The sequence below is a fragment of the Pseudocnuella soli genome, assembly GCF_004347775.1.
Taxonomy (GTDB): Bacteria; Bacteroidota; Bacteroidia; order Chitinophagales; family Chitinophagaceae; genus Flavisolibacter; species Flavisolibacter aquaticus.
This window is the reverse complement of sequence record NZ_CP037755.1, coordinates 3,874,114-3,901,069: the sequence shown is the minus strand read 5'-3', so window position 1 is coordinate 3,901,069 and position 26,956 is coordinate 3,874,114. Positions and strand designations below refer to the sequence as shown.

General features: G+C 48.4%; 25 protein-coding genes. 19 read left to right on the top strand and 6 right to left on the bottom strand.

Features of this window, described 5'->3' with window-relative positions; all coding sequences use genetic code 11:
• The 3 genes from EPD17_RS15995 (at position 1) to EPD17_RS15985 (ending at position 2,712) form a co-directional block, all read left to right on the top strand.
• Positions 1-1,395, top strand: coding sequence for a HAMP domain-containing sensor histidine kinase (locus tag EPD17_RS15995; RefSeq protein WP_132055599.1), 1,395 nt, complete (start codon positions 1-3; stop codon positions 1,393-1,395).
• Between the two features lie 414 nt (positions 1,396-1,809).
• Positions 1,810-2,205 carry a hypothetical protein gene (locus tag EPD17_RS15990; protein ID WP_132055598.1) on the top strand — a complete coding sequence of 132 codons (396 nt, stop codon included), beginning with the start codon at positions 1,810-1,812 and terminating at the stop codon, positions 2,203-2,205.
• A 66-nt stretch (positions 2,206-2,271) separates the two neighbouring features.
• Complete coding sequence (locus EPD17_RS15985) at positions 2,272-2,712, top strand: hypothetical protein (RefSeq protein ID WP_132055597.1); 441 nt, start codon at positions 2,272-2,274, stop codon at positions 2,710-2,712.
• Positions 2,713-3,108: 396 nt separating this feature from the next.
• Here EPD17_RS15985 and xth read toward each other — a convergent pair whose 3' ends face one another.
• The 3 genes from xth to EPD17_RS15970 form a co-directional block, all read right to left on the bottom strand.
• Positions 3,109-3,885, bottom strand: a complete 777-nt coding sequence (xth, locus tag EPD17_RS15980) for an exodeoxyribonuclease III (RefSeq protein ID WP_132055596.1) — start codon at positions 3,883-3,885, stop codon at positions 3,109-3,111.
• Between the two features lie 372 nt (positions 3,886-4,257).
• Complete coding sequence (locus EPD17_RS15975) at positions 4,258-5,424, bottom strand: ribonuclease D (protein ID WP_132055595.1); 1,167 nt, start codon at positions 5,422-5,424, stop codon at positions 4,258-4,260.
• 127 nt (positions 5,425-5,551) lie between these two features.
• Positions 5,552-5,851, bottom strand: a complete 300-nt coding sequence (locus tag EPD17_RS15970; RefSeq protein WP_132055594.1) for a hypothetical protein — start codon at positions 5,849-5,851, stop codon at positions 5,552-5,554.
• Positions 5,852-6,386: 535 nt separating this feature from the next.
• Here EPD17_RS15970 and EPD17_RS15965 point away from each other — a divergent pair.
• The 8 genes from EPD17_RS15965 to EPD17_RS15930 all read left to right on the top strand — a co-directional run bounded on the left by EPD17_RS15965 (position 6,387) and on the right by EPD17_RS15930 (position 15,273).
• A complete protein-coding gene (locus EPD17_RS15965) occupies positions 6,387-6,959 on the top strand; it encodes a hypothetical protein (RefSeq protein ID WP_132055593.1) in 573 nt (190 codons plus the stop codon).
• A 205-nt stretch (positions 6,960-7,164) separates the two neighbouring features.
• Entirely contained in the window at positions 7,165-8,736 is a 1,572-nt protein-coding gene (locus tag EPD17_RS15960; RefSeq protein WP_132055592.1) for a flotillin family protein, read from the top strand.
• A gap of 233 nt (positions 8,737-8,969) precedes the next feature.
• Positions 8,970-11,468 carry an AAA family ATPase gene (locus EPD17_RS15955; RefSeq protein ID WP_132055591.1) on the top strand — a complete coding sequence of 833 codons (2,499 nt, stop codon included), beginning with the start codon at positions 8,970-8,972 and terminating at the stop codon, positions 11,466-11,468.
• Positions 11,469-11,939: 471 nt separating this feature from the next.
• The gene (locus tag EPD17_RS15950; RefSeq protein ID WP_132055590.1) at positions 11,940-12,371 is read left to right on the top strand and encodes a hypothetical protein; all 432 of its coding nucleotides are present in this window, start codon (positions 11,940-11,942) and stop codon (positions 12,369-12,371) included.
• A gap of 45 nt (positions 12,372-12,416) precedes the next feature.
• Positions 12,417-12,884 carry a hypothetical protein gene (locus EPD17_RS15945; RefSeq protein WP_204743192.1) on the top strand — a complete coding sequence of 156 codons (468 nt, stop codon included), beginning with the start codon at positions 12,417-12,419 and terminating at the stop codon, positions 12,882-12,884.
• 138 nt (positions 12,885-13,022) lie between these two features.
• Positions 13,023-13,718 (top strand): hypothetical protein, encoded by a 696-nt coding sequence (locus EPD17_RS15940; protein ID WP_132055589.1) that lies wholly within the window; start codon positions 13,023-13,025, stop codon positions 13,716-13,718.
• Positions 13,719-13,887: 169 nt separating this feature from the next.
• Positions 13,888-14,457 carry a Crp/Fnr family transcriptional regulator gene (locus tag EPD17_RS15935; protein ID WP_132055588.1) on the top strand — a complete coding sequence of 190 codons (570 nt, stop codon included), beginning with the start codon at positions 13,888-13,890 and terminating at the stop codon, positions 14,455-14,457.
• Positions 14,458-14,532: 75 nt separating this feature from the next.
• Complete coding sequence (locus EPD17_RS15930; RefSeq protein WP_132055587.1) at positions 14,533-15,273, top strand: SDR family NAD(P)-dependent oxidoreductase; 741 nt, start codon at positions 14,533-14,535, stop codon at positions 15,271-15,273.
• A 202-nt stretch (positions 15,274-15,475) separates the two neighbouring features.
• Here the strand turns inward: EPD17_RS15930 and EPD17_RS15925 are convergent, their stop codons facing one another.
• Positions 15,476-17,419 (bottom strand): glycoside hydrolase family 97 protein, encoded by a 1,944-nt coding sequence (locus EPD17_RS15925; protein ID WP_132055586.1) that lies wholly within the window; start codon positions 17,417-17,419, stop codon positions 15,476-15,478.
• Between the two features lie 767 nt (positions 17,420-18,186).
• Between EPD17_RS15925 and EPD17_RS15915 the strand changes: the two genes are divergently transcribed.
• The 3 genes from EPD17_RS15915 to EPD17_RS15905 all read left to right on the top strand — a co-directional run bounded on the left by EPD17_RS15915 (position 18,187) and on the right by EPD17_RS15905 (position 21,330).
• Positions 18,187-19,128, top strand: coding sequence for an alpha/beta hydrolase (locus EPD17_RS15915; protein WP_132055585.1), 942 nt, complete (start codon positions 18,187-18,189; stop codon positions 19,126-19,128).
• Positions 19,129-19,507: 379 nt separating this feature from the next.
• A complete protein-coding gene (locus EPD17_RS15910) occupies positions 19,508-19,894 on the top strand; it encodes an iron chaperone (protein WP_240040645.1) in 387 nt (128 codons plus the stop codon).
• 356 nt (positions 19,895-20,250) lie between these two features.
• Positions 20,251-21,330 (top strand): NAD(P)-dependent alcohol dehydrogenase, encoded by a 1,080-nt coding sequence (locus tag EPD17_RS15905; protein ID WP_132055584.1) that lies wholly within the window; start codon positions 20,251-20,253, stop codon positions 21,328-21,330.
• 186 nt (positions 21,331-21,516) lie between these two features.
• Here EPD17_RS15905 and EPD17_RS15900 read toward each other — a convergent pair whose 3' ends face one another.
• Both EPD17_RS15900 and EPD17_RS15895 read right to left on the bottom strand, forming a co-directional pair.
• The gene (locus tag EPD17_RS15900; protein ID WP_132055583.1) at positions 21,517-21,795 is read right to left on the bottom strand and encodes a hypothetical protein; all 279 of its coding nucleotides are present in this window, start codon (positions 21,793-21,795) and stop codon (positions 21,517-21,519) included.
• Between the two features lie 290 nt (positions 21,796-22,085).
• Entirely contained in the window at positions 22,086-22,403 is a 318-nt protein-coding gene (locus EPD17_RS15895) for a peptidase associated/transthyretin-like domain-containing protein (protein WP_132055582.1), read from the bottom strand.
• A gap of 492 nt (positions 22,404-22,895) precedes the next feature.
• Between EPD17_RS15895 and EPD17_RS15890 the strand changes: the two genes are divergently transcribed.
• The 5 genes from EPD17_RS15890 to EPD17_RS15870 all read left to right on the top strand — a co-directional run bounded on the left by EPD17_RS15890 (position 22,896) and on the right by EPD17_RS15870 (position 26,874).
• Positions 22,896-23,570, top strand: coding sequence for a response regulator transcription factor (locus EPD17_RS15890; RefSeq protein ID WP_132055581.1), 675 nt, complete (start codon positions 22,896-22,898; stop codon positions 23,568-23,570).
• Positions 23,567-24,832, top strand: coding sequence for a sensor histidine kinase (locus EPD17_RS15885; RefSeq protein WP_132055580.1), 1,266 nt, complete (start codon positions 23,567-23,569; stop codon positions 24,830-24,832). Before EPD17_RS15890 ends, EPD17_RS15885 begins: the two co-directional genes overlap by 4 nt.
• Before the next feature lie 132 nt (positions 24,833-24,964).
• Entirely contained in the window at positions 24,965-25,411 is a 447-nt protein-coding gene (locus EPD17_RS15880; RefSeq protein WP_132055579.1) for a PepSY-like domain-containing protein, read from the top strand.
• A gap of 47 nt (positions 25,412-25,458) precedes the next feature.
• Positions 25,459-26,352, top strand: coding sequence for an SdiA-regulated domain-containing protein (locus tag EPD17_RS15875; RefSeq protein ID WP_132055578.1), 894 nt, complete (start codon positions 25,459-25,461; stop codon positions 26,350-26,352).
• Between the two features lie 204 nt (positions 26,353-26,556).
• Entirely contained in the window at positions 26,557-26,874 is a 318-nt protein-coding gene (locus EPD17_RS15870; RefSeq protein WP_132055577.1) for a hypothetical protein, read from the top strand.
• The last annotated feature ends 82 nt before the right edge of the window (positions 26,875-26,956 follow it).

Genomic DNA, 26,956 nt, shown 5'->3' with positions numbered 1-26,956 from the left:
ATGCCGGTACGCCTCAGGATCACGCTGATATTTTCGCTGGTGGTGCTGGCCATCCTGGCCATGATGTGTTCGGGTATTTATTATTATTCGTACCAAACCCGCATTGCTAACATCAAAACACGGCTCACCAACCGCGCCATCACCACGGCACGGCTGCTTAGCCAGCACGAGCTGTTCGATAGAAGCCTCATCCAGCGCATTGATGCAGCCACCACTATTTCGCTGGCCAATAAAACACTGGTGGCGTACAACAGCAAGGACAAGCGGGTGTATCAATACAGCGATGTGCCCGGCGATACGTTAGCTATCAGCGCAGCGCAAATAGACCAGGTGCGGCAAAAGGGCAAGATTTTTTTTGAAACGGGCGGCAAGGAAGCGGTAGGCCATCATTACAAAACGGTTGGTGGCGACATTGTTGTTTTTGCCGCAGCCGAAGACCGCGTGGGCCGCGAAAGCCTGCGCCAGTTGGGCAACATCTTGCTGGCCGGTTTTTTAGCAGGCAATATACTGGTGCTCATCAGCGGGTACTTTTTTTCGCGCAGCCTGCTGGTGCCGCTCAAACGCATTTCCAATGATGTGCGGGATATTTCGGCGCAAAACCTGGCCCGCCGCATCGATACCGGTGCATCAAACGACGAATGGCACCAGCTGGCGGCCACACTCAATTCGCTGCTCGACCGGCTGCAGGAAAGCTTTGAAATGCAGCGCCGTTTTATTGCCAATGCATCACATGAATTGTCTACGCCGTTAACCGCCATTTCCAGCCAGTTGGAAATTTCGCTTAGCCGTGAACGTGATGCCGAAAGTTATCGCAGCGTCATGTTCTCCATTTTCCAGGATGTGCAGCACCTGTGTAAGCTCACACAGGCCCTGCTGGAGTTTGCCAAAGCATCGGGCAACCCCGGCGGGCTGGAGATCACGCTGATCCGCATGGACGAAATTATTTTGCGGCTGCCTGCGGAAGCCACGGCCATTCACCCCGATTACACGGTGCGAATTGATTTTGAAAACCTGCCCGAGGAAGAAGAATATTTATTGGTGTTTGGCAACGAGCCGCTGCTGTTTACCGCCATTAAAAATATAGTGCTCAACGCATGCAAATATTCGCCGCAGCATAACGCCAACGTGGTGCTGGCAACAGAGGCGCAGCAGTACATCATCATCACCATCAAAGACGAAGGACCCGGCATAAAAGCGGAGGAGTTGGGCCAGATTTTCCAGCCTTTTTACCGGGCCGGTGGCGCACAGCCGGCAACGGGTTTTGGATTGGGGCTATCGCTGGCCGATCGCATCATTAAACTGCACAAAGGCACCATCGCTGTTGCGTCCAAAGAGGGCAGGGGCACTACGTTTACCATCCGCCTGCCGGGCGCATCCACGCTCAAAAAGCTGTAGATTTTAATGCTATTCTAATGTAATAAACGCGGCCAGCGCCGGATAATGGCGGAACTTGCAGGCATTGGTTGTGGCGCGTGGTATAGTGCTGAACTTTTGTGATCGCTGATTGAATACCCGCCCATAGTTAGTTACACACATAAACAGGCCCATACCTTGAAGCAGCGGGTTGTTGTGCATGCAACCTGTCTGCTTTTCGGTACGGTTTCGTTCTTGCATTGCAATAGCATTTGTTCGTGGCACTTGTGCCCTTACACTTCACCCTTATCCTTACGTTACACCTGTGTCGTTGACTGCGTTGGTGCCGTTTTTTTGTAAAAAAACAACGACTGCGCTGTGCCCAAATCGGCCATTACTGCCCGCATGAGCTATGATTGGTGATGCAAGGTTTTTAATTTAATGAAAACCTTGTGTATGAAACCAACGCTACTTTGCTGCATGGCCCTGCTGGCATCGGCTTTCGGATGGGCCCAGTTTTCATTGCTGCTGCAGATCGGGTTTGAACGATCGAACACATCATTGGCAGCTAATTCATTTTCCGGTACTCATGTAGCCACACACCTGCGGGCCAGCTTAAAAGCCGACTTTCGTTTTAAGGGCGGGCACGGCCCATTTATCAACGTAGGTACAGCACCTGCGCCGGTCGGCTTCCTGTTCCATAACGATGGTACATTGGCTGCCGCCCAACCCGAAAAGGCTGGCAACCTGCAACTGAGAATGGAAGCCGGATACCAATATACCAGCAAACCCATACGGCTGGGTAAAGGCAGCACCGTTACCGTTGCAAAACCTTCAGCAAATAAAACATAAACTTACGGCCAACGCAAAAGCTGCGGCAGCAGTTATTACCGCCCGTCGTGCGGCGATAAAAAAGTTTTGGCAAAACAAGCCCCGGCAAAAAAAGCCTGGAATGTGCAACTGCAGCCGTCGCTGGCACTGGCTTACCTGTCGGGTAATAACCCCACGCTGGTGCGGCATTCGGATGCCTACCGCTATTTTGCCGATGCATGGAACACGGCGCTGGTGCCGGCCATGGGCGTAAGTTTTGGCAAAGGGCAGCAACAACTTTTTACCCTCACCGTGTTCTACACCCGTCCGCTTGATATGGCATCGGAAGAAGTTACCAGTGTTTCGGGTGGCAAGCCGGTGGTTACGGCAATGAACCCAAAAGCATCGGCGTGGGGCATGACGCTGGGTGTGCCGATTAGCCTGGGGAAGAAGCCTGCGGCTAAATCTATAATGCAGCCCAATTTGCAACAAAAGGCTGCACCACAACAGTTCTATTATAGGAAATGCACGAGGACGGTGCGGTTGTAAGGTTGCTTGAATTTATAGCCAAACCCCTCTTGTGTAGCGGGGTCTGGTTTTGATGCACTAGCGTTTGCTTTTACTTTTTTGCTCCTGCAAAAAAGTAACAAAAAAGCAGGCCCGGAATCAAATGACAGCCTGATTCCGGGTTAGCGCCTTGATGAAGCTGTGGTGCTACTGTGGTGAAGGGCAGTCGATCATTGTCCGACAATTTTAGCCGGCTTAACCTTTCATCGCCTTTGTGTTTGGACTTGCGCATTTTCGAAAACACCGTGAGTATTTGGTGCAAACATTTGGATGACTAAATCCCAAACATTTTTCAATAGCTACAATTACCAACTCCCTATTTTTCGCGATGCATGCCTATTTAAAATTTTCGCCTGTGCATTCCTGCTAGCCTTTTCTTCATTCATCTTTTACTTCCATCCAAACCGGGCAGTGGTCGCTGCTCTTTTCCCATCCACGTATATGGCGGTCGACGCCGGCGCCTGTGAGGCGGCTGGCCAGTTGTGGGTTGAGCAACAAGTGATCGATGCGCAGGCCTGCATTGCGGCCAAAGGCATTGCGGAAATAGTCGTAATAGGTATAGATGGTTTCACCGGGGTACAGGTGACGCAGGGCATCCGTCCAGCCCTGCTGCAACAGTGTTTGGAAAGCGGCACGGCTTTCGGGCCGGAACAGGGCATCTTCCACCCAGCGTTCGGGGCGGTACACATCGGCCTCAGTGGGAATAATATTGTAATCGCCGGCCAGCACCACCGGCCGATCGGATTGCACCAATGCAGCCGCATGCCGCTCGAAATGCGCCAACCAATCCAGCTTGTAGTCGAACTTGGGGCCCGGTGCCGGGTTGCCGTTGGGCAGGTACAATCCACCAATGGTGATGCCGCCCACTACTGCTTGTATGTAGCGACTTTGTTCATCCCCATCATTGCCGGGCAGGCCCGTTTGCACCGATTCGATGGGCAGGTTGCGCGAAAGTATGGCCACGCCATTCCAGCTTTTCTGCCCCAGCCAGGCCGCAGAATAACCGGCATCCTTAAGCGCAGTTTCGGGAAACTTTTCCTGCGGTGCTTTCAACTCCTGTAGGCAAACGGCATCGGGTGCTGTTTCTTCCAGCCAGCGCAGCAGCACCGGCAGCCGTGCCGATATGCCGTTGACATTGTAAGTAGCAATTTTCATGAATGGTTCAATTGGATGGTACAAATATGCAAAAACAGTGCTGGCGAAAATCGTGTTCGATTTAAATACCGAAGAGGGTATTTGTGTGCCGTAATAAAAGCAGGCATGAAGTGTTTGAGTACATAATATTACATATTGGATGGGTGCAACCAGTATGCGCTTAAAATGCCGAATAATAATCCACAGGTCTTCATCACAGTAGCACTACAGCCCCATCAAGGCGCAATCCCGAGATCAGGGTGTCATTTGATCTCGGGCCTGCTTTTTTGTTACTTTTTTGCAGGAGCAAAAAAGTAAACGCAAACTTTTAATGAAATAAAAAGACAACTGAATATTTAGCAAGATGAGATTTGATAAAATCACATCACCCACCTACTCATACCTTCCCACATCCAATCCCAACTCACCTGCAATTTCCCGGATCAGCTGCTGCCGGTACCGCGGCAAATTCCGCAATGGCATAGCGCCCTTTACAATATCGTTGACCATTTTATTGCTTAAAAGCAACACGGTGGTGTGCTGGCCAAACCGCTGCACCAGGGCCTGTTGGATCGGCGCAAAAAGATGGTCGCGGTCGTGGGCAGCCTGGCGGATGACGGCATGCTGCTCCGGCGTGAGCCGTGGCCGGCCCGGTGGCTCGTCGGACAGGTTTTGATCTTCGGCGGCTTCCTTCAACCGGCGCAGTTGTTGCGCCAGCTGCGTGGCAAACCGGCCGTTGCGGTAGCGCGGGTGCACGCTGGTTTCGTACGGAATATCCTGCGCTTGTATTTTGCCCGTTACCAGGTCACGCACCAGCTCTTCGCCAATTACCTGGTAAGCGGGTTTGCCCATGCCGCGGGCCAGCTCATCGCGGTAGCGCAACAGCTCGTTGGTGATGTATTGCTCCAGCGGGCTGAGGTAGAGCAGGTCGGCGGGTTTTAAAAAACTGGTTTTGGTACCATTGCCATGAATGGTGGTGCTGAGCAACTCCTGTTCTTCCTGCACATACGGCAGCACGCCACGTTCCTCTGCTTCCTTTTCCAGCAACGCTTTCAGCGGGTGCAGCCACAGCACATCGTCGGCGGCATATTGCACCTGCTCATCCGACAGCGGGCGGCGCAGCCAGTTGCTTTTCTGCTGTTTTTTATCCATTTGGAACTGCAGCTTATCGCGCAGCAGCGCCGTTAGCGACGATTGCTCGTAGTTGAGCAGCCGTGCCGCCACTTCGGTATCAAACAGGTTTTTGGGATAGCAGCCCAGGCTGTGCAGCAGGCGCAGGTCTTCGCCGGGGGCATGCACAATTTTTTGGATGGCCGGCTGTTCAAACAGCACATACAATTCGGCAAGGTCGAGGCCGGCAAGCGGGTCGATGACATAGCAGGCCTGCGGCGTGGCTACCTGCACCAGGCAAAGCGTAACGCCGTAGCCATAGCGGTTGTTGTCGAATTCGAGATCAAAGGCCAGGGTATTGCTTTGTGCCAGTTGTTGCAGGCAGGGTGCCAACAGGTGTGGCTGGTCGATATAGTGAACCGGTTGCGTGCCGGCTGTGGGAAAGGGCAATGGTCAAATTTATTAGAACGCAAAAATAGGGGATTCGCTACATGTGTGGCGGGCGGAGCGGCTTGTGAAAGCGCTTGCTGGTTGAAGGGGCCTTTGTCGATTTTTGTACAAGGCAACTTTTCGGCTGTTACAATTGCATGGCCGCTTCGATGCTGTCTTTCAGGGCACCGGAGGCTTCGTCGAACAGGGTGTCTTTTACTTTCTTAGACGCGTTGTTGTCGTTCGATTTTTTGATGGTGGCGCGGATGGGGTCCAGCGTATCAAACAGGGGGTTTACTTCAGCGCCGTAGCGTTCGTCGGCTTCCAGTTCTTTCAGTACGTCTTCGTAAGCATCTACAATGCTGTAAATTTCTTTCACATTGTCCGGCGTGTGGCGCCGTGGTATGCGGTTGAAGAGGTCGCGGAGTTTTTCGTGGTTTTCGTTCATGGGGGTTTTGGGGGTTTGTATAAATGTAGGGGAAAGGGGCGGATGCGCATAAAGGATTGTTGCTGTTTTGTGTCGTGGAATTTTTGGGATGTTGTAGGGCGTAGCGTCCTTCTTGGTTGTTGGTTTTTGCTTTTACTTTTTTGCTCCTGCAAAAAAGTAACAAAAAAGCAGGCCCGAGATCAAATGACAGCCTGATCTCGGGATAACGCCTTGATGGAGCTTTGGTACTACTGTGGTGAAGGGCAGCAGAGCATTGTTCGGCAATTAGAAACACAGGCGTTTCATGGCGTTGTGTCACGAATAATATGATCACCCTCTACATTGCATTTGCTAATGTTTTGGGTCAAATTTTAAATTAAGACCGGGATCAAAGCTGTGCAAAATGGTGATTGCATCGTTGCATTTTTCCTTTTTTTCCTAAACAATTTTCAACCATTTTTCCCGCCCAATTGCGCTTTGCCTCTATTTTGCGCTCTCCCTCTTATTGATGGGTTTGAAAAAATCTGTATCTTGGCTGCAGACCAAAACACTCATCATGCTTGCCGATCTGCTCAGGTGGTTGCTTCAGTTACAGGGGTTTGAGCTTATCCTCTGGTGTATTGCACTCCTTTTTTCCCTCCTGTTTTTAGTCCAAACAATCATATCCTTTTTCATTGGTGGCGACAGTTCCGATTTTGATGGCGACACCGACGGCGATGCCACTTCGTTTTTTACGGTGCGCAACCTCATTGTGTTCTTTACCATGTTTGGCTGGAGCGGGCTGGCGGCCTACAAAGCCGGCTTGCACCCTGCGCTGGTTGTGCTCATTGCCTTGCTGGCCGGTACGGCCATGGTGGCCTTGCTGCTGCTCATTATGAAACGGGCTGCAGGCATGCGCCAAAGCGGTACGCTGCAACTAAAAAACGCAGTGAGCCAGGTGGGCGAAACCTACCTGCGCATCCCCGCCGGCCGCAGCGGCATGGGCAAAGTGCAGGTGCAAGTGCAGGGCCGCCTGGTGGAACTCGATGCCATGACCGACGACCCCGCCGACATTGCCTCGGGCCGCCCCATTAAAGTGGTGAGCACCCTTAATGAACGCATTTTGATTGTGACGTCTGCGCTGAGCTGAAGCGGCGTGAAACGTGAACCGTCAATCGTGAATCGTGAATGGTGAATGAGGAAATTATTGATTACTGATTATTAATTATTGGTTTAGAAATAATCACTGTTGGCTTCAATAATCAATAATCCAATAACCACTCCCAACTCCCAACCATCATCCACCATCAATCATCCACCATCTCCTAACTATCAACTACTAACTCCCAACTAACATGTCCTACCTACTCATCGTCGTCGCTGTTGCGGTAATTTTCATTTTTATCCTCGTGCTGTCCATGATCAGCCGGTACAAACGTTGCCCTTCCGATAAGGTGCTGGTGGTGTATGGCAAAGTGGGCAAAGGTACCGAAGGCAACCTCAGTGCCAAATGTATCCACGGCGGCGCCGCCTTTGTGTGGCCCGTGATCCAGGACTTTGCCTTTATGGACCTCACGCCGATGTCCATTGAAGTAAACCTCACCAAGGCGCTGAGCAAACAAAATATCCGCGTGGATGTGCCGTCCAAGTTTACCGTGGGCATAAGCACCGAACCAGGGGTGATGGAGAATGCCGCCGAACGCCTGCTGGGCCTGCAGCCTGCCGATATCCATTCGCTGGCCAACGACATTATCCTGGGCCAGATGCGCCTGGTAGTGGCCATGATGGACATCGAGGAGATCAACAACAACCGCGATAAGTTTTTAAGCAACGTGGCCTCCAACGTGGAAGCGGAGCTGAAAAAGATCGGCCTGAAACTGATCAACGTAAACATCACCGACATTAAGGACGAAAGCGGTTATATAGAAGCGTTAGGCAAGGAAGCCGCGGCCAAGGCCATCAACGAAGCCAAGAAAAGCGTGGCCGAGCAGGACAAAGTAGGTGAAACCGGAAAGGCATCGGCCGAGCGGGAAAAAGACATCATCATCCAGCAAACGCAAAAAGACCGCGATGTGCAGATTGCCGAAACGCAGCGCGACCGCGACTCGCAGATTGCCCTGGCCGTTAAAGACCGCGAAGTGATTATTGCCTCGGCCAAACGCGACGAGCAAATTGGTAAAGTAGAAGCCGAACGGGATACGCGGATCAAAACCGCCGAAGCCAATGCCATTGCGGTGCAGGGCGAAAACCTTTCCCGCATACAGATTGCCGCCTCCGAAGCCGACCGCCGCGAACGGGAAGCCGAAGCCAACAAGCGGGCCATTGCCGCTGAAAAAGTGCAGTCGGCAAAGGCGCTGGAAGAAGCCTACTCCGCAGAGCGCCGCGCCGAGGAAGCCCGTGCCGAGCGGGAACGTGCTGCGCAAAATGCCAACATTGTAGTAAGTGCCGAAATAGCCAAGCAAAGGGCCATCATTGAAGCGCAGGCCGAGGCCGAACGCATCCGCGAAAAAGCCAAGGGCGAAGCCGATGCCATATATGCAAAGCTGGAAGCCGAAGCCCGTGGTATGTACGAGATGCTGACGAAGCAGGCCGAGGGGCTGGACCGCATTGTAAAGGCCGCCGGCAACAACCCCAAAGATGCCGTGCTGCTGCTGATATCCGACAAACTGCCCGAACTGGTGAAGATGCAGACCGAAGCGATCAAGAACCTGAAAATAGACAAGGTAACCGTTTGGGAAAACGGCGGTGGTGGCGATGGCAAAAACGCTACGGCCAATTTTGTATCCGGCCTGTACAAAGCCGTGCCGCCACTGAAAGATATGTTTGATATGGCAGGCATGGGATTGCCGGAGTATTTGGGAACGACTGCGAAAGAGGTGAAAGGGGAAGAAGGAGAGAAGGAGAAGGGGTTGGAGTTGTTGGGGTAGGAAAAAATATTCCCTAAATGACAATGTAAATTAAATCTGTTACTACAATGTTTGAATTGTCGAAATTTTTGCGAAGCCGTATTGCTTAGTATTTCAAGTTTGAAATTTCTTAACTGTTTACAGCCCGGGTCTCAAAATGAGATAAAATACAAATTAAAATTGGGCAAATCAAAATCAACTTCTGTCTGAATACAATAATTACTTGTAAAACTTCCTTAACAAAACTTCCAGTTATGACGCCACTTGACCAATCACTTACAGCTTTTGAAGATTATAAGAGAAATCTTACTGTTCTCACGGGTGAGGATATCAGCGAATCAGATACGAGATCTAAATTGATAGACTATCTTTTAATTAAAGTACTAGGTTGGACTGAAGAGGATATTCGACGTGAAGGTCATGTGGATTCCGGATATTATGATTATAAAATATCAATTCCAGGTATTCACTTTATAGTTGAAGCAAAAAGACAATTCAAGGAATTTTCTTTACCCAAAAATCACAAAAAAGCCTCATTAAAAGCTTTATATAAAAGTAATAAGGCTTTGATAGATCAAATAAGAAACTACGGATTAGATGTCGGTATACCGTACGGGATACTTACAAATGGTTATCAAATTATATTGTTAAAGGTGTTCAATACAGATGGCACATCTTGGATGGAAAATCAATGCCTCATTTTCGACGGTGTAGATGATATAGAAAGGCGTTTTGTCGAATTTTTTGAAAATATATCGCGTTTTGCCATCATAAATTACGGGGGATTTAAGTTTGACCTTCCAATCTCTAACATTGATTCTCGTACAATTCTAAATTCAATCGTCGACAAGGATAAAGAGCTTATTAGAAACTCACTTAGTGCAAGTATTACACCTATAATTGATAAAATATTCGGTGAAATATTTAGTGAAGAAAGAGAAGACGATGAAGAATTTATCAAAAGGTGTTTCGTAGAAAACGAAGAGACGAAGAAGAATAAAAGCGAAATAGAAAGACTTTTTGGTGACTATGCACCGCAATTAAATAATGTCATTCCGGCAATAAATAGTATTAGCATTGCGAATCAAATTAAAGATGAAATTGATGATGATGAGATAAATGTTAAGAATAATTATCCTCCAAAACCGATAATACTTATAGGCTCTAAGGGCGCAGGTAAGACGACATTTATCAACCATTTGTTCAAGTATAGACTGGAAGACGAAGAGCTAGAAAATCATTTTATTATTTATATAGATTTTCGAAAATTTTTTGAGGGGAGGTCATTTTTTGAACCAAAAGAAATAGCCGAAGAGATCCTTGAAAGTATTTACAATAAATATGATGATTTAGCACTTCACTCTATGAAGGTGCTTAAGCGAATTTATTTTAAAGAAATTAGACGTAATGATGAAAGCATTTGGGAGTATGATAAATTTAATAACAGTGGGGCATATAATGATAAGTTAGCTGTTTTTCTTGAGCAGAGTAAAAGCGATCCATTTTCCCACTTGGAAAAACTTTCTAAATATCTCATTCGAGAACGCCGAAAACGATTAATTGTAATAATAGATAACGCGGATCAATTCAAAGATCCAATCCAAGAACAACTATTTCTTTTCGCACATTCATTGACAAAATCAACCCTGTGTGGAACTGTAATTTCATTGCGGGAGGGGTATTATTATCGATGGCAGAATTCACCGCCCTTTGATGCATATGAGAGCAATGTTTACCATATCACCGCGCCAAAGTATTCCGAGGTATTACAGAAAAGGATCGATTTCGCTATCGAAAAGGCTGCTGCTTTAGATAAAAAAGTCAAAGGTTCAAATCAAAAGGGAATCAACTTTGAATTTTCTTCAGAATACATCGTGGCGTTCTTGTCAGGGTTGAAAAATTCCATATTTTCAGAGGAAAACACAGGCTTAATTGACTTCTTAAATTTTACGACGTACCCAAATATCAGAGAGGGACTTAGGATTTTTAAATCATTTCTTACTTCAGGACACACCAATGTTGATGAATATATTTTGAGAGAAAAATATAGGAGCCAGCAACGAAGTTCACATTCTACAATTCCGATTCACGAATTTTTTAAGTCAATAGCTTTAAGAAACAGACATTACTACAATTCAGAAATAAGTATAGTTTATAATTTATTCACCCCTCCGGTTGATTCAACAGATCATTTTGTCAAGTTGTACATTCTTAGAGATCTCGAGGAGGCAATTAGGTTGCGTAGTTATACTGAAAAGCTTATAAGCCATAAAGTGATAGTTGAAAAGCTTAGTGCGCTAGGCTATAGAATTAATACAATTAATTCCGCTTTGACTAGTCTGATAAAATCTTCTTTGATCGAGACGGATGAGCAATTGTCCGATGTTGACTGGGTAGACCTACCAAACGAATTCAATATCTCGTTGACCGCCAAGGGGCACTACTATTTAAAGCAGATAATATATTGGTTCCACTACCTTGACCTAGTTCTCCAAGATACTCCCATATTCGATTCAAACGAGTTTGAAAATATTGTCAGCTCTTTCCCATTTTCAAGTGAAAAGGGAAAACGCAACATGTTCGGTAGAAAGGATTCTGTTCACAAGTTTTTGAATTATCTTAAATTAATGGAATCAAAACAATCGAGTCAAACGAGAGCCGTTTATGGGAACTTAGTTGATGAAATAATTGCTAGGGTTGTAGGAGTTGGGTTCTTGAAAAATTCACAGGATTCGCCAGTCAAAACAGAATAAAGCTTGGTTCGTATCGTGGAATTTAGATGAAATTTAAATTCCAACGATTAGAACTTTTTGTCGAAATTTTTATTAAGTTTAATTATCCTAAACATTGGGTAGAAGTATTATAAACTAAAAGATCAAATATGTTGTAACCTGCTGTTCGATCTTAACTCATTACCTCCCACTGATTTATAAATATTGTTATTTATTAATCAGTGGGTTTTTGCTTTTATTCAGTTTAAGGTCTTTTCAGATTTGTCCAACATTAAAGCTGCAGGCGATATTCAAGGCCACCAAAGGAAACCAAAAGCAAAATGGTGATCATTCCCGCTTTGTCATCAACCTCTTTTGGCGAACGCCGAGGCTTTTAATGGACTGCTGCAACTTTCCATCACTACACACTAAAAGCGGCGAGGCCAAACGCAGCTTTTTCCACCCGATTTGTTTAATTTAGTGCTACCCATCATTTCAACCACCTAACTGCCCATGTCAACCGAAAGTCTCTACCTGGTCATGCTGCTGGCCTACATCATTGCAGGCTATTTCATTGCAAAAATCCCTGGCGCCAAACGCCGCATTGACTTCCGTTGGACGCTGTTTTTCTCCATCCTGTTTTCGCCCATTGCGGGTTATTTGTTTACCACTATGAGCCCACTATTGAGCAAGCTGCCACCCGATGATCCAAGAGACAAATGGGGCAATATCCTGTTGTGCATCGGTGGCTGCATTTATGCCCTCTACACCGCGGGCACCCAGCCCGATCCGGCTGTGGGTTTGCTGTCGGTGGTAGGGCATATGGGTTTTGTGTATTATATAGCCACCCGCAGTGCCCGCAATAAAAAGCTGTACAACCTATTTGCGGCGCAACAGCACCACACCCGCAATGGCAACAGTGTGCCTGGTTCGCTTCCAGTATGATCTACATAAACGAATGACAAACCAAAGCAATAATTCCAACTGTATATGAGAACTTTTACTGCATTGATGATCTGCGCCATTTTGTTAAGTGCATGTTCTGCTAACAAGCGGGCACAAGGCGCTAAAGCAACCGAAGCTACATCCGGTAATACCAGAACAAAGGAGGTGGTTTTTTTAGATGAACAATCGTACAAGCTCGAAGAACTTGCAACCGATAAGACCTATGGTTACAGCCAATCCAACCCCGTAAAAGTGGGTGGCAAGTTCCTGAGTGGCGTGGCCAATGAAAGAAGGTTTTTGAACGGTCTTGCTGGTCCTGGCGGCGAACAGGTCCAATACAAAAGAAGGGGTAGTTGCTGTGGCTTTAAAACGCCGAACGGTTTTGATAATGTTGGTATGCTCGACATCTACAAAGTGTATTGGGAAGGGTGTAAGGATACGGCCATTTTATACCTCAATATGTACGACGAAGGCGACCTGCAAGTGCCTGTTGGCTTGAAGCCACGGAGTTAAGTTCGCGGTCCGCTTGGGGTCTTCGCTGCAGCCCTGTGCAACGCAAAAGCGCATCAGCCAACAACGCCGCAGCGTAAGGATGCACAAACAATATTTAAGCATAGCAACCAACTACTCGTTCCATAAAAAAACAGGCTTATGAAAACTTACTTCGTTTTTGTTTTGGTGCTGCTGGTAAAAGCGGTGGCCGGTCAGAATGCCCCGGAAATTGTCATCCCCGTAGGCGCCGTCGTGTCGGAAGTATTGACGCCGGAAAAGATCTACCAGCACCCGAAGTTTACAGTGGGCAAGGTTTTGTACCGCAATGGCACCGAAACTGAAGCGCTGCTCAATTACAACAACCTGAGTGGCAACCTCGAATTTGTCGGGCCGAAAGGCGATACGTTGGTCATTGGTAAAGAACTGCTGGCCACTATTGACAGAATTGTGGTGGATAGCCATACTTATTTTTACCAGGATGTATACTATGAACTGGTATCGGAACATGCGTTTGGTAAACTGTTAAAACAACAGGTGTACCTCCTCACCAACCGCGAAAAGATGGGCGCTTACAACCAATTTACTTCGCTGTCGGCCATCTCATCGTACGATAATTTAACCGACCGCACCGGCGGTGTATCGCGCAGCCTGAAGGTGAATGAAAAAATTACGCTGACGCTGCGGTCGCAATATTTTTTTGCGGATGCGCAGGGGCGCTATTTACCGGCTACGAAAAAGAATCTGTCCAAAGCGTTTCCTTCCAGGACGGCGCAGATTGATCGGTACCTGAGCCAACATGATGTTGACTTTAGAAATGTTGCGGACTTGACAGCGTTGTTTTCATCGCTTAAGTAATGTGTCTGGTGGGTTGCCCGGGGTCTCGCCACAGGGCTATGCACAAGGCCTCCAGCGAAGACCCCGGGCGGACATATGAGACCCCGGGCGGAAAAGGCCAGTATCATGCCTTGCTGACTTTTTGCCAAATGGCAAATAGGGCAGCCCCAACTTCGGCTAACTTGCAAACATGAATGCCTTTATCAATTACGTGCTGCAGTTTGGCAACCTCAACCACCAACAAACCGAGCTGATCACCAGCAAATCATTTGTGCTGGAGCTGCGCAAGGACCAGTATTTTTCCGAAGCAGGCAAGATTTCCCGGCAGGTTGGTTTTGTACTGGAAGGCGTGGTGCGGGTATGTTATTACAACAACAAGGGCGAAGAGATCACCAAGTATTTTATCGACGAAAACAATCTTGTGGTCGACATTGAGAGCTTCGACAACGAGATTTGCTCCTCGGCGTATGTGCAGGCCATTACCGATTGTACGCTGCTTTGTTTTAATAAAAGGGACTGGCAGGAACTGCTCAATACCATCATTGGCTGGGATGCCATGGTACACCGCATGGTGGCCAAAGCCCTGATCCAGAAAGTAGAGCGCAGAAGCCCGCTGGTAACCGAAGATGCTACGGAGCGCTACCTGAAGTTCCTCGAAATTTATCCCAACATCGTGAACCGTGTGCCGCTGGCATACATCGCTTCTTACCTGGGCATTACCCAATCATCACTCAGCCGCATCCGAAAAAATATACAGTAAACCGCTTTTTGCCAAATGGCAAACGATTCCATTTTTGCGCAGCTCATTTTTGTGCCCTAATAAAAACAAGCAACAATGAAAACAATATTGATTACCGGGGCAAACAGGAGCATTGGATTTGAGGCGGTCAGGCAACTGTTGCAACAAGGCTATTATGTTTATTTAGGAAGCCGCAGTTTGGAAAACGGGCAGCAAGCGGTGGCGGCATTGCAAGCCGAAGGGCTGAACAATGTAACCGCCATTGAATTGGATGTAACCAACGACCAATCGGTGGCTGCGGCACGGGCAACCATTGGTGCACAAACACCGGTGCTGGATGTGCTGATCAACAATGCAGGCATCAGCGGTGTGATGCCGCAAAAAGCGTTGGACGCTTCCATCGACAATTTCAAACAAGTGTATGAAACAAATGTGTTTGGCGTGGTGCGGGTAACGCAGGCATTTTTTGATCTGTTGCAAAAATCCCCCGAGCCAAGGATTGTGAATGTGAGCTCCAGCGTGGGTTCGCTATCGCTGCAAAGCAATCCCGCGTGGCCGTTTTACCACCATGCAAAGTTTGCTGTTTATTCTTCTTCCAAATCGGCCTTGAATATGTACACCGTTACGCTTGCTTACGAGCTGCGGGATACAGCGTTTAAAGTAAACGTGGTGGACCCGGGCTATACCAAAACCGATTTCAACAACCACCAGGGAACCGGCACCGTTGAAGACGCCGCGGCCCGTGTGGTGAAGTATGCCCTCATTGACCAGAGCGGCCCGACGGGACAATACTTTAGTGAAGAAACCAACCCCGAAACCGGAGCTATTCCATGGTAGGAGTGCGGCAACAACTGGACAAATAGGTGGTCAAAAAGTAATCGCCTTAACCGTAGGATTAAAAAACATAAAAGCCGGTCTCAAACTAATGAGACCGGCTTTTTTATTAGTTGTCCGCCCCGGGTCTTCGCTGCAGGCGAAGTGCATAGCCTGTGGCGAGACCCCGTAGAAATTGGAAACCTCCAATTCCGCAGGCATAGTACTATTTGATCACAAATCCACCGCTTGCCTGCATTTCTATTTCCACTGCGCCGTTTTTATCTACGATTACTTCTTTCATAATGGGCGCTTTGCTAGCATCATCGCCATACAACCGCACCTTCTTGCCCGCAAGCATAGGCAGGTTCAGCTTTAATTTGAGCGGCTCTTTGCCTGCATTCACACCGGCCACATACCATTGCGCTTTGTTGCGCCGTGCAATCACGGCATGCTTACCGGGATAGCCGTCAATGTACAGGGTTTCATCCCAGGTGGTAGGCACCGTTTTCATAAAGTCGATGGCAAAAGCGGGCACATCGGTAAGGTTATTGGGCGTCAGGCCAAACATCTGTACGGGGTTTTGAAACAGCACTGCCGTAGCCAACTGGAATGCATCCGTAGTGAGGCGCTGGTTGCGGCCCTGGTTGCTTTTTACCAGGTACTTGTTCAGCAATACGCCGCCAAACTCCATGCTGCCCACCGTGTTGCGGATGAACGGATGCATGGTTGCGTTGTATGCTTCTGCTTCCCGAACGCCCTGCACAAACACCAGCATCTCGGATGCTACCACGGCTTCGGCACCCACAAAATTGGGGTACATGCGTTCCCAGCCCCGCGGCAGCGTAGAGCCATGGAAAATGATCATCAGGCCGTAATCGTTGGCGTCGGACAGGATGTCTTCATACAGCCGCATGGTTTCTTGTTTATCACCGCCAAAAAAGTCAACCTTCAAACCTTTTACGCCTACTTCGCGCAGCCATTTCATCTCCTTTTTCCGCTCAATGGTGGTGTACATTTTGTTGCGCGGTCCCTGTGGTGCATCGTTGATGGGGCCGTTGGAATTGTACCACAAAAACACCTCAACTTTTTTCGAACGGGCATATTTAATCAACTCCTTCATGCGCTCCTTGCCAATGTTTTTATCCCAAAGCGCATCCATCAGGATGTACTGGTATTTCATGGCGGCGGCAAGGTCGATGAACCTCACCTGGTCGTCATAGTTCATGCTGTTGTCCTGCCACAGGATCCAGCTCCAGGTCGATTTTCCATACTTATATTTTTGCGATGCTTCGTACAATGGTTCCACCACATCAAACGGGATCGTGGTTTCCACGATGGGTTTTAGGGTAGCCCCAACCGTTATGGTGCGCCAGGGTGTAACGCCGGGAAGGGCGAGGGCCGCCGTAGACGAGCCAAAGCCGTTGTTGGTTTTTGGATTGGGATAGTCGACGGTGTACAAGCCATCTTTGTATTCGCTTAAATGCGACGCGAGGTACAGGCTGCTCACGCCGGTTTCCGACAACAACACCCAGCCATCGTTACCCACGCGAAACAGGCCGGGAAATACAAAACCTTCCCCGTTGCGGTTGGTACGGGTCATGGGCGCATCGGCAACATAACCACTTTCGTAGCTGGGTGCGGTGCGGGCAAAGCCGGTCATGGGACTCATCATGTTGGACAGAAAAGTGGTGGTAACGGAGGGAAACCGGTAGCCGGTGGCTTCCCTTTCCACCACGCAGGCCATGCGTTCGCCCCAGGAGGGCAGCTCGTAGCGAAAAGCAATATCATTGTTGCTTACCTGGAACACGATGCTGATCTTTTTTTGCTGCGCATTTTCAAACAGGCAGGTCAGTTTGTTGGCGGTGTATTGTATCTGCGACTTTTTAATTTTTTCCTCGCTGTAAGTTTTATTAACCACATCTTCCGTCTTGCCCAGGTACTTCATGCCGGTGCTGAAATCGCCTTCGTTGGTGGTCAGACCCAGTGGCGAAGCGTCCAACATTTTTTTGCCCATATAGGTAACGGAATACACCGGTTTGCCATCTGCAACCGATACGGTCAGTTGCAGTTGCTTATCGGGGCTGAGTGCTACGGCATCTTGTGCAAAAAGGGTTGGGGCAAATAATAGGAGGCAGGCACATGCGGCGAAAGTAAATAAATGCTTCATGAACTTGGTTTACAAAAAAATTGAGTCAATGATCGTATTGGTTTGGTGCGTGACCCACGCCCAATTGCTGATGAGTTGGCAAGCCGTCAGCAATTTAAGGTATGGATCCGAACAAAAGTCCGCCATCGGCAGGATGTGCGGGGCAAGTACGGGGCTTTTTAGTAGCACAAATGTTTAGCTGTGCTTGTTTTCAATGGTGAAAAGGGCGATCGTACACGGTCTTTTGTTATTATTTGGGGGAAAGGTTAACCAGGCGGCCGGTGATCTTAATGCGTTTGTAAGCTCGTTTCAGCCAAATTTTTCCTGTTCCGCCCGGGTCTATGTTGTAGGCTTTGTGCAGGGATGTGTGGCGAGATTCCGGGCACGGGCACGGGTTGCACAAATTCGCCGCGATCATTTTTATAAACATTTAAGTGCAACGGCTGCACCGATGACGAACAGAACAAGCAAGTAAAATTTTTAGCGAATCAACAGCAACTCTGTACACAAGCCACCACCAAAATTATAGTCCGGACTCAACTACCGAATCGTTCAACATTTGTGCTCCTTTTTTCACATTTTTTGCCACACTACAATAGGCCGTTTCTATTGCTTTACAATCTGTTATTGCGCTGCCGGGTTTGCCAACTTCGCTTTGGGCCGCCATGTGAAAGAACACAACAATGCATCACCCGGCTAGACAAAGTCGGCCAGCAGACCACGAACCTATAACGTTTGCTAACATCAACACCCCATACTTTTAAATTTCAAACCTGCAAACCTCCTTCATGACGTACACAAGAAAAAACTTTGCTGCTGCCCTCGTTGTAGCAGCCGCGCTGAGCCTTTCCGCACCGGCTATGGCGCAGGACGGAACCATTTACCCGATGGAAACACCGGTGGAGAAAAATGCCATTCCGCTCAATACCGGTGGCGTGGCCAACCAGCCCGCCAAGGAAACTTGGTTCAAGCAGTGGGGCGACCCAATGGCCCGCAACATTACCGCAGCCACGCTTACCCCGTTTTTACCCAAGCCCGGCAAGGCCAATGGCACTGCTGTAATTGTGGCGCCGGGTGGCGGCTACCGCTGGCTGTCGCTGGGTAACGAAGGCTGGGAAGTGGCACAGGCGCTGGCCGACAAAGGCATTGCCGCTTTTGTGCTTAAATATCGGCTGCACCCAACGCCGGAAAAACTGGAAGATTTTACCGATTGGATGAACCGGCCCCGCCCTGCAGCTACGCCCAACCCAACCGGTGGCGCAGCACCGGCAGCAGCACAGCAGCTCGACCTGTCGAACCAGCTGGCCGATGCCGAAGCGGCTTATGCCATGATCATCAAACGGGCTAAAGAATGGGGCGTGGATACTGCCCGGATCGGCATGATCGGGTTTTCGGCCGGCGCCGGCCTCACCATGCACGCTACGCTCAACTCCAAAACCATGAAGCTGGCCTTTATCGGGCCGGTGTATGGCGGCATGGGCCCTGTGGATGTGCCCAAAAATGCACCGCCCATGTTCAACGTTATTGCTACCGACGACTTCCTGTTTCGCGGGCAGTTTGGCGTGATCGAATCCTGGCACAAAGCGGGCATCCCGGTGGAGTTTCACCTGTACCAAAACGGTGGCCATGGCTTTGGCCTGGGCAACCCCGACCGTACCAGCAACCGTTGGTTTGATGCGTTTATGTACTGGCTGGAAGTAAACCGCTTCCTGAAAGCAAAGGCGGCCTAACGTTGGATTAACATTATCATTTTACCAAAATAAAAAAGGGCATTACCTGCTGGTAGTGCCCTTTTTGTATGCTAAGATTTTACTGCGGCAAGTGTCTATATTTAGGTAAACGGGATGCAGCAGTTACGTGCAGCTGCTATGCAGTCGGAAACGGCCCCTATTTCGTCGCAGTTGCAACCCCTTTATTTTAGAACAAACAGCTAGGTTTGAACTCAAAACAGAACGCCACTACTTTGGCGTTTTCCGCAGCGGCTTCTGCATTGAGTGGATGATAACATTCGGGGCAAGTGTGACCGAACAGCGAAATCTGTTGCGTGAAATTTTTTCAAAAAAATTGTGTAACCAGCCTGCAAAGGGCTTAGCCTAAAACATTGAGACCATGAACACCGCCATGAAACGCATGAATACGGACATCAAAACGGTTGACGAATACATCAGCATGTTTAACGATGAGGTACAGGCATTGCTGCAACAGGTGCGGGCCGTGATCACTACCCATTCGCCTGGTGCAACGGAAGGTATTGCGTACGGCATGCCGGCTTACAAAATGGGCGGCAAGCCGCTGGTTTATTTTGCTGCGTTTAAAAAGCACATTGGTTTTTACGCCACGCCAACCGGCCACGAGGCATTCAAAGCTGAACTGGCGCCCTACAAACAGGGGAGGGGTTCGGTGCAGTTCCCGCTCAACCAGCCCATGCCGTTCGACCTGATCAAGCAAATTGTGCTCTTTAGAGTGGAGCAACAAACTGAAAAAGCTGCACAATAACGCAATACATTTTTTGTAAAAACCAATAGGCACCAACCGCGGTGCTTTTCTCTGATTGGAATTTTGCAACAGAAAAATTTAGCGGACTGCGGCCTTCAATGCATGTAGCTATACGCGATTTTCAATCTTCGTATCCACCACCACTTACACCTTTTTTGTTGTCCTATTGCCACAACACTTGCAGCACGGTTACCTGAGCCATTACCCCAATAGGTCCGTTTTGTTGGATGATTGTTGCCCACAAGTTGGTGTAGTATCGAACAAAATGCGCCTAACTCGCTACCAATCATCTTGGGCGCATTTTTGACAGCATACCCCTGCACCATCGGTGCGCTTCATTTTACCAAATACAAAGCATGGAACAGATCAAAAGCAGGGGTTATGGAGTCAAGAACTCCGTTTTTACCCGCCTGAAGCCCATTGATTTTGAGCGGCAGGCACCCGGCGCCGACGAGGTGCTCATTGATATATTGTATTGTGGCGTGTGCCACTCCGACCTGCACCAGGTGGCCAACGACTGGGATAATACCGTGTATCCCTGTATTCCCGGCCATGAGATCATTGGGCGGGTGGTGAGTGCCGGTGCATCGGTAACTAAATACAAGGCGGGCGATATTGTGGGTGTGGGTTGTATGATCGACTCCTGTGGCACCTGCCCCTCGTGCAGTGATGGACTGGAGCAATACTGCGAAGGGCCGAAGGGCTGGACCGCAACTTACAACGGCCCCATCAAACCCGATGGTACCAACACATTTGGCGGCTATTCCAACAACATCGTGGTAAAAGAATCTTTTGTGCTGCGCATACCCGAGGCACTAGATATCAGTCGTGCCGCACCAATTTTGTGTGCCGGCATTACTACCTATTCACCGCTGCGCCACTGGAAAGTAGGCGCCGGTAGCAAGGTGGCCATTGTGGGCCTTGGCGGACTGGGCCATATGGGTGTGCAACTGGCAAAGGCCATGGAGGCATCGGTTACGGTGATCACCACCAGCAAGGAAAAAGAAAGCGAAGCAAAAGCGCTGGGCGCCCACAACATATTATTGTCGGAAGATAAAGACGCGATGACTGCGGCAGAAGCTTCGTTCGACCTGATCCTGGTTACGATCCCCGATCCCTTTGATGTGAACCCTTATGTGAGCCTGCTCAAACGCGACGGTACTATTGTTACGGTGGGTTTATTGGGGCCGTATAAAAAGCCGGTGGTAAACATGGAAGTGGCCATGAAACGGCGCAGCCTGTCGGCTTCGCTTATTGGCGGCATAGCCGAAACACAGGAAGTGCTTGACTTTTGCGCCGAGCACAACATCATGCCCGAAGTAGAAATGATTCCCATACAGGACATCAACAAGGCATTCAAAAAAATGCAGGAAGGTGAGGTGCGTTTCCGTTATGTTATCGATATGCAGTCGCTGAAAGAAGAAGCGGAAGATTGAGTTAAGTGAAAGCAGTCAGTAAAAAACCTTTGTAGCCGCATACATATTCATGCGTTGCTACAAAGGTTTTTTTATTGCTGAATAAACGGAAGCAAGCATTCCATCAACGCACAAAAGCGCATGCATGGATTGATGCCTTGCATGCGCTTTTGTAATACTATTCCTTAGCAGCTAAACCTTGTGCCCTTATTGTTGTTGCTGGGTATCGCCGCCGTTTATTTTATACTTCACACCACTGCGGCTGGCGCCGGGCTCGGGTGGCATGGGCTCCCGCAGGCTGTTGGCAGAATCTACCGGTTGTGCGGCGCCAACGTTCAGGGCGGTGGTATCATCGCCGGGATAACTGGTCGCGGTATCCTGCATCATTGTGTTACTCGTATCGGTGGTCATTGCATCCCCTTCGCCGCTATCGTTATTACAACTCAGCAATGCCACTGCAAATGCTGCGGTCAACAATCTTTTCATATTTATTCCTTTCTTGTTAAAAAATAAAAGGTTGCGGTAAGCGTAGGCAAAACATATGCCTGCTTAAACCGGGAACAATTGAAAGGGGCCTTGGTCGATGGCGTGCAGATGCAAATATCTACAATGGCGACAGCGGAAAGAATAATAGGAAATGATGATAACTAAGCTGAGATATTATTGGGTTTTTGCAGGAGCAAAAAAGTGGAAGCTATATAGTATAAAAGAATTTTCCCAGAATTATTATACTAAAAACAAAAGCAGCAGTTGCCTGCTGCTTTTGTTTTCGGTGCTTACTGCTGCAGTGCAATCTCGCCTACATCAGTTGTTTCGGCAGCCTTCACCACCACGCTGTCTTTTGCAGCATGCTTATAAGGTGCGTTTGCCTCTACAATAATCCGGTATACACCTTCCTGTACATCACTGAACTGGAAAGCGCCATCAGTAATTGTTGCTTTCAATGTATCCGTTGCAGAAATGGCCCAGGCCTGCTTTGCACTTTCGGCCGGGGTTACCTTGCCTTTGATGCCTACTTTCTGAAAAGTATCAAAAGAAAGGATACCTGCAGATGCCATTACAAGACCTAACAAGGCCAGTTTCGTATTTTTCATACCGTTAGATTTTTAAATGAATAAATAACCGGTTGACCTGCCATCAACCTGGTGGTTGATTAAGAATGGGAGTGGTTTGCCAACAATTATGCCTGTAATGAAATGCCATGCCCTTTTAACATTTTTTAATAATTGAGTATTCATTTTTATATGTGCGGAATAGCATGGCAATTTTTTGTTTTGCTACTATTTGCGGCAACATAATGATTATGTTTCTATGTCAATAGCAATAATGCTTTGAAGTTATTATTACCCTTTACTTATTAAAACTATTTCGTTGCTATTGCCGGTAGTGTTTATTGTCACATTAGAGTACCACGATGAATATATGCACAGCAATTCATTTCATCTATAAAGGTTTGTAGCAGCGCAACTAAATTTCCAGTTGGCAATGTTTCTTTACCATGGAATGATAATCGACGGGCTCTTTGTGATGGTCCAATTTCCGGCTCTTCACAGAACTGGCCTGGAAATTTACAGAGTAACCTTGTTATGAAAATACTGGTGATCGAAGATGAAGAGGATATGCGCAACGGTCTGGTGCAATCACTGCAGCAGGAAGGTTACACCGTGGAAACAGCGGCGAACTTCGATGCGGCGCTGGATAAAATAATGGTTTATGAGTACGATTGCATTTTGCTGGATATTGGCCTGCCCGGCGGCAACGGACTTGAGCTACTGGCCCAACTAAAGAGGGAAGGCAAGGAGGGCAGTGTGATCATTGTGTCGGCAAAAGATTCGCTGGAAGACAAGATCACCGGCCTCAACCTCGGCGCTGATGATTACCTGGCCAAACCCTTTCACATGGCCGAGCTGCACGCCAGGGTGCGGTCGGTGCTGCGGCGCAATACACTGAACGGCAGCAGCCAAATCACCCTCAACAACCTCGTAATCGATCCCATTGACCGGTGGGCTAAAGTGGATGAAACGCCGATGAGTTTTAACCGCAAAGAGTTTGACGTGTTGCTGTACCTGGCCATCAATAAAAACAGGCTGGTGCATAAAAATGCGCTGGCCGAGCATGTGTGGGGCGATCGGATTGATGAAGCCAACAGTTTTGATTTTGTGTACTCGCAAATAAAAAACCTGCGCAAAAAATTAAGAGAGCACGGTGCCGAAGTGGAAATACAAGCCGTGTACGGCATTGGGTATAAACTAACCGCATGAAGTTGCAAAACATCACTACCGCATGGTTTGTTGCCGCATTGGTGTTGCTCATTTCGGTGTGGGCAACCATCTTTTATTTTGCGCTGCTCAACGAAATTTACGACAGCATCGACGATGGGCTCGACAATCAAAAACAACTCATCATACAGCGTGCAGCATTTGATAGTACTGTGCTGCAGCATAGTGCATTCAGGGAAAGCGGGTATTCAATTAAGCAGGTATCGCCTGCAGCTGGCATCAACTTTACCGATCGATATGTAGACACTTCGTTGTACATGCAAAACGAAGATGACAACGAGCCGGTTCGGATGCTTACCACTATGTTTCGGCAAAATGGCGGCTATTACCAATTGCAGGTAATTACCTCAATGGTTGAAGAAGACGACCTGGTGGCGCAACTGCTCTACTCCTTGCTGTGGCTGTTTCTTGGGCTGGTGCTTTCCATTATTCTGCTAAACAAATTTTTACTGGGCCGCATCTGGAAACCGTTTTATCATTTGCTCCAACAGTTAAAAAAGTACCAGCTTGATGCGCAAAGCAATATCAACACGGCACCAACACGGATTGAAGAATTCAGGCTATTGAATGAAAACATCACGGCATTGCTGCACCGGAATAAGCTGGCGTACAACAGCCAGAAGCAGTTTATAGAAAACGCAGCGCATGAACTGCAAACGCCACTCGCCATCAGCATCAACAAGCTGGAATCGTTGGCAGACCGGGGCCACATGAATGAAGAAGAACTGCAACTCCTGGGCAGTGCGCTGGATCACCTGGAGCGAATGACCCGGCTCAACCGGTCGCTGTTGCTGTTGTCGCGCATAGAAAACAAACAGTTTAACGATACCGAAACGGTGGATATAAATGGGCTGGTGCGGCAGCTGGTGGAGGATTTTTCCGACCAGGCGCAGTTCAGCAATATCACCATTGTCATAACAGATGAGGCACCTTGCGTGGTGCACATCAACCGCGGCCTGGCCACTATTTTATTTACCAACCTGATTAAAAATGCGCTGGTGCACAACCACGCCGGCGGCAGCGTACACATCCGCATTGGCGAGAAAAAAGTAGTTGTGGAAAACACCGGCGATGATACGCCGTTGGATACGACCTTATTGTTTGCCCGGTTTTATAAAAAGAATCCATCGGCGGCTTCAACAGGGCTGGGGCTGGCCATACTTAAGGCCATTGCCGACCTGCACGGTTATACTATACAGTATTCATATACTGGCCTGCATGTGTTCACCATTCAACTAAAGTAGCATCATCCGTGCAGCGCTATTTCTTCAAAATTCTTTAACGTTTTTGCACCCGCTTACACCGCCTTATTCCCAAATGTTTCCAAATTTGGGCCGGAGCTTTGCACTATCATTTAACCACAAAAACAAATTGATATGAAGCTCTTAGGAATTTGTGTAGCATTTTTGGGAATTACACTTACTGCATGCAGCCAGGATATTGCTGCCGATAAAGTACCATCGGTTGTAACCAATGCAGTGCAGGCGAAGTTTGCCGGTGCCACCAAAATAGATTGGGAGAAAAAAGACAAGATGTACGAAGCGGAGTTTACGCAAGACAGCGTGGAATACACCGTGGAAGTGGATGCAACCGGGAAGATCACCCGCCAGAAACACGACCTTACTCTAGCACAATTGCCTGCAGGAATTGCACAGGCCATCACTGCGGAATATAAAGACTACGAGCTGGATGATATGGAACAAGTGGAAGTAGCCGGCACCATTTTTTATCAGGTAGAGCTGGAAGCGCCGCGTGGTAAAAAAGATGTGCAACTGGTGTTTGATGCCAATGGTGCAAAAAGCAACACGGCATATTGGGACTAATAAAATAAGAAACAGGAACAGGTATTGATACGGCTAAAAAGGAACATATGAAATGGAAGCTGATCACAACAGGAGTGCTGGCAGCAGCACTCCTGTTGTTCTTTTCGAAAGATATTGGGCATTTGTTTGCAAGTGAAGCACGCGGGGAGCGGAGCAACAATGCGTCGCATATAAAGGAAGACAAGAATAAAAAGCGTAATGCTGCCGCTGATGTAACCATTGTGCAGCAGTGGAACCTGCCCGATGAATTGCGGGAGGTTTCGGGCATTGCATGGATTGCCGCCAACCGCTTTGCCTGCGTGCAGGATGAAGATGGATTTATTTTTATATACAACACCGCCAATGCAACGGTTGAAAAAAAGATTCCGTTTGCAGATTCCGGCGATTACGAAGGCATTACCCTGGCGGGCAACACGGCTTATGTAGTGCGGTCGGATGGCAGGTTGTATGAAGTGGCCAATTACAACAGCGCACAGCCCAAGGTGACGGAGTACAAAACGCCGCTATCGGCCGACCATAATATCGAGGGCCTCACGTTTGACCGAAATAACAACCGCTTGTTGCTGGCGCCAAAGGACAAAGACCCTTCGGGCAACAAAGATGGAAAAGGCGTGTATGCGTTTGATCTGGCTACAAAAGGCCTGGCTGCTAAGCCGGTACTGGTCATACCCAATGGCGGCGCCAAAAAAGGCAAAGGCATTCGTCCGGCGGCGCTGGGCATTCATCCCAAAACCGGTCATTATTACGTGGTGGACGGGCCTAAATCGCGGCTGGTGATTGTGGACGGCTCTGGCAAACTTGTGGCCGACCAGGACCTGGGTTCAAAATTTGCGCAGCCCGAGGGCATCACCTTTGATCCGTCGGGGCGGGTGTTTATTTCCAACGAGCGGGGCAAAGGAAGCCCGGCAAATATCATGGAAGTGGCCATTGGTAAAAACTAAAGGCACAAGCGCATCGGTAGTTTGCTATCATGCGCTTTTCTTTTATTGATAATCGTTCTATTCATTTTTACCCATCTATATAGCCGCGTATAACACAATATTAACCACACTTAAAATGCATCGCGATATATTTGCTTCGTGCGGTCGTATCAAAACATAAAAAGCTTTGTACAACATTTTGTTTGCTGGATTTTACTCCTGCAAATGATCAATATATCCATCAACCCGCCGGATATTTACCGCACCAGTCAGGGCGCTGTTTTGCCCACCGAAGACCTTTCGGTTAACGATATTGAAAGCGTTTACGAGCTTGTTTCGGAAAGCCTGTTCGATCATAATGTGCCCGAAAGCGACGAGGAGGAAGTAGATTCCACCACTTCTGGAATCGTGCTGTTCTTTCAACCGCGCAGTGCTATCGAATTGCCGCCACTGGCATATCATACTACGCATATTTCTATTTACACCAGCAGTTACGCTTCGGTTCACCAGGACCCCGTGTCGCCGCCTCCAAAAGCGGCCTGATCCTTTTTCCCCGCCATTAGTATTGCGTGCAGGCCAAAGCCGGCAACATAATCCACGCAGTGTGCCGTCGATGCGTGACCGT

Coding starts and splice junctions, on each gene's coding strand:
- EPD17_RS15995 (WP_132055599.1), top strand. CDS start 1: ATGCCGGTACGCCTCAGGATCACGCTGATATTTTCGCTGGTGGTGCTG.
- EPD17_RS15990 (WP_132055598.1), top strand. CDS start 1,810: ATGAAACCAACGCTACTTTGCTGCATGGCCCTGCTGGCATCGGCTTTC.
- xth (WP_132055596.1), bottom strand. CDS start 3,885: ATGAAAATTGCTACTTACAATGTCAACGGCATATCGGCACGGCTGCCG.
- EPD17_RS15970 (WP_132055594.1), bottom strand. CDS start 5,851: ATGAACGAAAACCACGAAAAACTCCGCGACCTCTTCAACCGCATACCA.
- EPD17_RS15965 (WP_132055593.1), top strand. CDS start 6,387: ATGCTTGCCGATCTGCTCAGGTGGTTGCTTCAGTTACAGGGGTTTGAG.
- EPD17_RS15960 (WP_132055592.1), top strand. CDS start 7,165: ATGTCCTACCTACTCATCGTCGTCGCTGTTGCGGTAATTTTCATTTTT.
- EPD17_RS15955 (WP_132055591.1), top strand. CDS start 8,970: ATGACGCCACTTGACCAATCACTTACAGCTTTTGAAGATTATAAGAGA.
- EPD17_RS15950 (WP_132055590.1), top strand. CDS start 11,940: ATGTCAACCGAAAGTCTCTACCTGGTCATGCTGCTGGCCTACATCATT.
- EPD17_RS15945 (WP_204743192.1), top strand. CDS start 12,417: ATGAGAACTTTTACTGCATTGATGATCTGCGCCATTTTGTTAAGTGCA.
- EPD17_RS15940 (WP_132055589.1), top strand. CDS start 13,023: ATGAAAACTTACTTCGTTTTTGTTTTGGTGCTGCTGGTAAAAGCGGTG.
- EPD17_RS15935 (WP_132055588.1), top strand. CDS start 13,888: ATGAATGCCTTTATCAATTACGTGCTGCAGTTTGGCAACCTCAACCAC.
- EPD17_RS15930 (WP_132055587.1), top strand. CDS start 14,533: ATGAAAACAATATTGATTACCGGGGCAAACAGGAGCATTGGATTTGAG.
- EPD17_RS15925 (WP_132055586.1), bottom strand. CDS start 17,419: ATGAAGCATTTATTTACTTTCGCCGCATGTGCCTGCCTCCTATTATTT.
- EPD17_RS15915 (WP_132055585.1), top strand. CDS start 18,187: ATGACGTACACAAGAAAAAACTTTGCTGCTGCCCTCGTTGTAGCAGCC.
- EPD17_RS15910 (WP_240040645.1), top strand. CDS start 19,508: ATGAACACCGCCATGAAACGCATGAATACGGACATCAAAACGGTTGAC.
- EPD17_RS15905 (WP_132055584.1), top strand. CDS start 20,251: ATGGAACAGATCAAAAGCAGGGGTTATGGAGTCAAGAACTCCGTTTTT.
- EPD17_RS15900 (WP_132055583.1), bottom strand. CDS start 21,795: ATGAAAAGATTGTTGACCGCAGCATTTGCAGTGGCATTGCTGAGTTGT.
- EPD17_RS15895 (WP_132055582.1), bottom strand. CDS start 22,403: ATGAAAAATACGAAACTGGCCTTGTTAGGTCTTGTAATGGCATCTGCA.
- EPD17_RS15890 (WP_132055581.1), top strand. CDS start 22,896: ATGAAAATACTGGTGATCGAAGATGAAGAGGATATGCGCAACGGTCTG.
- EPD17_RS15885 (WP_132055580.1), top strand. CDS start 23,567: ATGAAGTTGCAAAACATCACTACCGCATGGTTTGTTGCCGCATTGGTG.
- EPD17_RS15880 (WP_132055579.1), top strand. CDS start 24,965: ATGAAGCTCTTAGGAATTTGTGTAGCATTTTTGGGAATTACACTTACT.
- EPD17_RS15875 (WP_132055578.1), top strand. CDS start 25,459: ATGAAATGGAAGCTGATCACAACAGGAGTGCTGGCAGCAGCACTCCTG.
- EPD17_RS15870 (WP_132055577.1), top strand. CDS start 26,557: ATGATCAATATATCCATCAACCCGCCGGATATTTACCGCACCAGTCAG.